Annotated in this window: 5 protein-coding genes and 1 pseudogene; all 6 read right to left on the bottom strand. The window is 31.0% G+C overall.

Features of this window, described 5'->3' with window-relative positions:
* Positions 1 to 374: hypothetical protein (locus AB8B90_RS11915; RefSeq protein ID WP_405337163.1), on the bottom strand; the 374-nt coding region annotated here is incomplete at its 3' end.
* Between the two features lie 13 nt (positions 375 to 387).
* Complete coding sequence (locus tag AB8B90_RS11910; protein WP_405337161.1) at positions 388 to 879, bottom strand: hypothetical protein; 492 nt, start codon at positions 877 to 879, stop codon at positions 388 to 390.
* Between the two features lie 63 nt (positions 880 to 942).
* Entirely contained in the window at positions 943 to 1,485 is a 543-nt protein-coding gene (locus tag AB8B90_RS11905) for an RNA polymerase sigma factor (protein ID WP_405337159.1), read from the bottom strand.
* A gap of 288 nt (positions 1,486 to 1,773) precedes the next feature.
* Positions 1,774 to 3,600, bottom strand: a complete 1,827-nt coding sequence (locus AB8B90_RS11900; protein ID WP_405337157.1) for an ABC transporter ATP-binding protein — start codon at positions 3,598 to 3,600, stop codon at positions 1,774 to 1,776.
* On the bottom strand, positions 3,600 to 5,330 hold the full coding sequence (locus AB8B90_RS11895; RefSeq protein WP_405337155.1) for a phospho-sugar mutase: 1,731 nt from the start codon (positions 5,328 to 5,330) through the stop codon (positions 3,600 to 3,602). Before AB8B90_RS11895 ends, AB8B90_RS11900 begins: the two co-directional genes overlap by 1 nt.
* Before the next feature lie 66 nt (positions 5,331 to 5,396).
* Positions 5,397 to 5,830, bottom strand: a pseudogene (locus tag AB8B90_RS11890) (glycosyltransferase); the annotation flags it as partial.

Genomic DNA, 5,830 nt, shown 5'->3' with positions numbered 1-5,830 from the left:
ACTTTCATTAATGCGATAATCTTTTTAGCTGGAATCACTTTTAATAAATTTTCTACGAGGTCTGCTTTAAGTTCTTGTTGCTCTTTTTCAAAAGCTAATAAATCGTTTAATGCATTTTTAGCTTCGGTATCACTAATGGTTTCAATATTTAAATTACGACGCTTTTCACGACCATTTATTCGAAGCATTTCCATTTCTTTTTCATGAGCATTATAAATTGGCCAAAATTGTTGAGCTTCCTCAGTAGTAAGATCTAACTTTTCAGTTATGAAAGCAATTTTTTGAGCTTTGATGCGCTCTTTCATTTTACCATTAGGTTGCGCAAATGTGGTAATGGTTAAAAAGCAGACTAATATTGTTATAATTAACTTCATATTTAATTTGTGTTTATTGTAAAAGTTCTTCTATATCTGTGTTTTCAAGAAGGTAGTCTTCTAGATTATCTTCATTGTAATTAGTTTCTGAAATGATAAAATCATCTTCTAAAATTTCTGCTTCTGTAAGTAATTCAGCTAATTCATAACTATCTAAATCACTGTCTTCAAAGTAAGCTTCAACCATTTCTACAGAAATGTCATCTGCTGATTCATTACTTATAAAAATAGAAAATAATAAAATTAAAGAGGCAGCTATTCCTGCGATGTAATAAAAAGATTGTCTTAATTTAATTACAGGTTTGTCATCCTTTATCTGTTTTAAGACCTTGTCATCAAAACTTTCAAAGTAATTATCTGGAACTTTAAATCCTGAAGTTTCTTTCTCTAAAGCCGACTCTTTTTCTGCTAAACGTTCCTTGAGTTTTGTGTCAAACGAGTCAAAATAGTTATCAGGTGTTTTAAAACCAGCAGATTTAATATATTCTATTTTCTTGTGTTTCATTTTTTATATTTCGCATTAAACGAAATCTTTGTTTAATATAAGACTAATAGTTTCCTTAAACGTTTAATCTTTAGTTAAAAAGGCTTCAATTTTTTTTACCGCTAAATGATATGATGCTTTTAGTGCGCCTTCACTTGTGTCTAAAATTTCTGACATGTCTCTATATTTTAAATGTTCAAAATATTTCATATTGAACACCAATTGCTGTTTATCTGGTAAAGTAGCAATTGCCTTTTGTAATTGAATTTGAATCTCATCGCCTTCAAAGTATACGTCTGCCTGTAAATTATTAATGGTTTTGTTTTGATATTCTTCTGAAGATAAATGTAATCGCTTCGAATTTTTATTGATGTGTGTAATAGATTCATTAGTTGCTATACGATACATCCAAGAATACAATTTACTATCACCTTTAAAATTATGAATGCTTCTGTACACTTTTATAAATGTATTCTGAAGTACGTCATCTGCATCGTCATGAGATTTTACAATGTGCCTAATGTGCCAGTATAAGCGTTCTTTATATAGTTGTAATAACTCATTGAAGGCAACTTCTTTGGTGTCTTTTGATATTAATCTCTGAATAAAATCTTGTTCTTCCTTCAAAAACTCATTTTTTCTTTAGACTCATGAAAATAGTAAAAGTTTAATGAAAAAATATTTATTTACTAATCATCTGTAAAACAATGCATTATAATCATTTTTATCGATAAAGTGTTAAATAAATACGATGAAATGCATTTTTTTCTTGTTTGAACCGTTTATTTGTTTTATGTTTGCTTCAGCTTAACCTACTTAGTTATATATTACCAGTGTCCCCAAATCTGGTAATAGAAATGAAAAGGACACAATTTATATTGTGTCCTTTTCTGATTAAAATAGTTATAATATGTTTTATTCGAAGCTTTGCATGTCTACTAATTTCTTATAAACACCATTTTTTGCTAAGAGTTGATTATGATTTCCTTGCTCGGCAATTTCTCCTTTTTGCATGACGATGATTTCATCAGCATTTTGAATGGTAGATAATCTATGTGCAATAACAATAGACGTTCTATTTTTCATCATATTTTCTAGTGCAACTTGAACTAAACGTTCACTTTCAGTATCAAGTGCAGATGTTGCTTCATCAAGAATCATAATTGGCGGGTTTTTAAGTACAGCTCTAGCAATACTAAGACGTTGTTTTTGTCCGCCAGAAAGTTTACCTCCTGAATCTCCAATATTTGAATCTAATCCGTCTTTTAAATCTTTTACAAATTCCCAAGCGTTGGCAATTTTTAAAGCATCAACAATCTCTTCATCTGTGGCATCTTCTTTTCCAATAAGAATATTATTTCTAATGGTATCATTAAATAATATTGAGTCTTGAGTCACTAGTCCCATTAAACCTCTAACAGAGTGTTTGGTCATGTCTCTAATATCTATACCATCAATTGTGATACTTCCTTTATTGACATCATAAAAACGGGTCACTAGATTAGCAATTGTAGATTTCCCACTTCCTGATTGGCCAACTAAAGCGATACTCTTTCCTTTTGGAACGCTAATAGTAAAATTTTTGAGTACAAAGTCGTCTTCATACTTAAATGAAATATCATTTATTGCAATCTCTGATGTGAAATCAGTTTTGTTAATTGCGTCTGCTTTATCTTTTAATGGACTATCGGTTTCTAAAATTTCTAAAATACGATCTGCTGCTGCATTTCCAGCTTTTACTTTGTAACTCGCTTTACTAATAGCTTTAGCTGGAGTTAAAATTTGATAGGCTAATGCCATATATCCAATAAAAGCACCTCCAGAAAGTGTTTGATCCACCATTACCATTTTTCCACCATACCATAATAAACATGCAATAGTAGCAATTCCTAGAACTTCACTAGTTGGTGATGCTAAGTTTTGTCGGTTAGTTAAGGTATTAGAAAATTTAAAAAAGCGACTTGTAGATTCTTGGAATTTGGAATTAAATCGTTTTTCAGAATTAAACCCTTTAATCACTTTTAAGCCTCCAAGTGTTTCTTCTAGTGTCGATAAGAAGACACCTTGTTCACGTTGTACGCGTTCTGATTTTCTTTTTAAACTTTTTCCGATTCGCGAAATAATAAAACCTGCAATAGGAATAAAAATAAAAACGAATATGGTAAGTTTAGTAGAAATCAAAAACATAGTAATAATTGAAAAAAGAATTGTTAATGGTTCTTTCACAATTAACTCCAGCACAGAAAGCATAGAGCTTTTAACTTCACCAACATCTCCAGAAATACGAGCAATGATGTCACCTTTACGTTTTTCTGAATAATAAGAAATTGGTAAGGCGATTACTTTATCATAGACTTCATCTCTAATATCTTTAAGAATCCCATTTCTCAAAAATGTAATGAAGAATAATGCTAAATAGTTGAATAAATTCTTAAACAAGAACATGGTAATAATCAAAACAATCATGTACAATAAAGCACGTTCTGGTCCGTCATTTTCAGTTGTAGTTGTTACTAAATAATTCAGATAGGTTTCAGCATAATCTTTTACATCTCCAATAGCTTCGTAAGAAGGTTTGTCAAATACTTTTTCTCCTTCACCAAAAAGCACATTAATCATTGGCATTAAGGATACCATAGCTAAAGTGCTAAACAACGCATAAAAGACATTGCATAGGATATTTAATATCGCATAACGCTTATATGGAAGTAAAAATCGGGAAAGTTTTTTTATATAATCCATTAGTTTAATTTCATATCCTTTAGGATAGCATCAATTCTGGTTTCCAATTTTTGTTCCGTAGTATTAAATGCTGACACATTGTCTAAGGTTGTATTTACACTAATATAAAACTTAATTTTAGGTTCTGTGCCACTTGGTCGTAATGCTATTTTACTACCATCTTCAGTGTAGTAGATGAGTACATTAGATTTAGGAACATCAATAGTGCTTTCTTTTCCAGTTGTAAAATCTTTAGAAATAGATAATTGATAATCTTCTACTTTTACCACTTTTGAACCATTAACATCTTGTAATGGGTTTTTACGAGCATCAATCATCATTTGTTTGATTTCTTGAGCACCTTCAATACCTTTTTTGGTTAGAGAGACTAAGCGTTCTTTATAAAAACCATGTTCTAGATATAATTCTATTAGTTCCTTGTAGACAGAAATACCTTTGGCTTTAGCTTGTGCTGCAATTTCACATGCAAGTAAAGTTGAGGTGACAGCATCTTTATCTCTAACAAAATCACCAACCATAAATCCAAAACTTTCTTCACCACCTCCAATAAAATCCATTGTAGGGAAGTCTTTAATCATTTTTGCAATCCATTTAAAACCTGTCAATCCAATTTTACACTCAACATTGTAAGCATTTGTTAATACCGACATCATTGGTGTAGATACTATTGTAGAACCAACAAATTGATTACCATTAATTCTGTTGCTATTTATCCATTGTTTTAATAGGAAATTAGTCATTAAGATCATGGTTTGATTTCCATTCAGTATGACCAATTCACCATCAAGATTTCTAACAACAACTCCTAATCGATCACAATCAGGATCTGTACCGATTACAATATCACCATTAGTTCTCTCTGCAAGTTCAATTGCCATTTTTAAGGCCTCAGGTTCTTCAGGGTTTGGTGATTTTACAGTTGGGAAATCACCATTAGGTTCACGTTGTTCTTCAACAATATTCACATTGGTATAACCAGCGCGTTTTAATGTTTCAGGAATCGCAGTAATTGATGTTCCATGAAGTGAAGTGAAAACAATATTTAAGTTTTCTTTAGCTTGCTGAGAGGTATTAAAACTTCCATTTTTAACAGATTCATCAATAAAGACATCATCAACATCTTTACCTATGTAATGAATTAAATCTTCATTAGCTTCAAATTTAATTTCGGAATAATCTAAGCTATTAATTTCGGATATAATTTCCGCATCTTGAGGAGGAACAAGTTGTCCTCCATCTTGCCAATATACTTTGTATCCATTGTATTCAGGAGGATTATGAGATGCTGTTAATACAATTCCGCAGTGACAATTTAAATGTTTTAAAGTGAAAGATAATTCGGGAGTTGGACGCAAATCTTCAAAAAGAAAGACTTTAATTCCATTAGAAGAAAACACATCAGCAACTACTTTGGCAAGACTTTTACTATTGTGTCTGCAATCAAATGCAATCGCAACTTTAAGTGTTTCATTAGGGAACGATTGTTTTAAGTAATTACTTAAGCCTTGCGTGTTTTTTCCAAGTGTAAATTTATTAATTCTATTGGTGCCAATTCCCATGACACCACGCATTCCACCAGTTCCAAATTCAAGATCTTTATAAAAGCTTTCTGTAAGTTCTTTAGTGTCGTTAGCAATTAAATCCTTTATATAGTTTTTTGTCTCATCATCAAACGTTGGAGTTAACCATGTGTTTACACGTTCTAAAAGTTGAGGTTCAATGTATTTCATAGTTTATAAAGTATAATATAAAAGTAAGTTTTTCAAAATGTACTATTTGTAAAGCTAGTCTTGACTTTACAGGTTTAATTTTTGCTTTATGAGGTAACGTTGTTTGTTTTCTTTGGTTCTTAAAAAGATTTCACCTAAGAATCCGGCAATAAATAGTTGACTACCAATAATCATTGTAGCGAGCGCAATATAGAATTGTGGTCGTTGGGTGATTAGTCTTCCTGTAGGATTTAAGAATAATTTATCAATTCCAAGATATAAAGAAAACATAAAACCAATACTAAACATTATGACACCTAATGCACCAAAAAGATGCATTGGTCTTTTTCCAAATTGAGAAATAAACCATATGGTTAATAAATCTAAAAAGCCATTAATAAATCGGTCCATTCCAAACTTGGTTTCACCATATTTACGAGCTTGATGTTTTACAATTTTTTCACCAATATTGGTGAAGCCAGCATTTTTTGCTAGTACAGGGATATAGCGATGCATTTCTC

Source organism: Psychroserpens sp. (genome assembly GCF_045105015.1).
In the GTDB taxonomy this organism is placed as follows: Bacteria; Bacteroidota; Bacteroidia; order Flavobacteriales; family Flavobacteriaceae; genus Psychroserpens.
This window is presented reverse-complemented; position numbering and strand designations above follow the sequence as displayed.

Coding starts and splice junctions, on each gene's coding strand:
- AB8B90_RS11910 (WP_405337161.1), bottom strand. CDS start 879: ATGAAACACAAGAAAATAGAATATATTAAATCTGCTGGTTTTAAAACA.
- AB8B90_RS11900 (WP_405337157.1), bottom strand. CDS start 3,600: ATGGATTATATAAAAAAACTTTCCCGATTTTTACTTCCATATAAGCGT.
- AB8B90_RS11895 (WP_405337155.1), bottom strand. CDS start 5,330: ATGAAATACATTGAACCTCAACTTTTAGAACGTGTAAACACATGGTTA.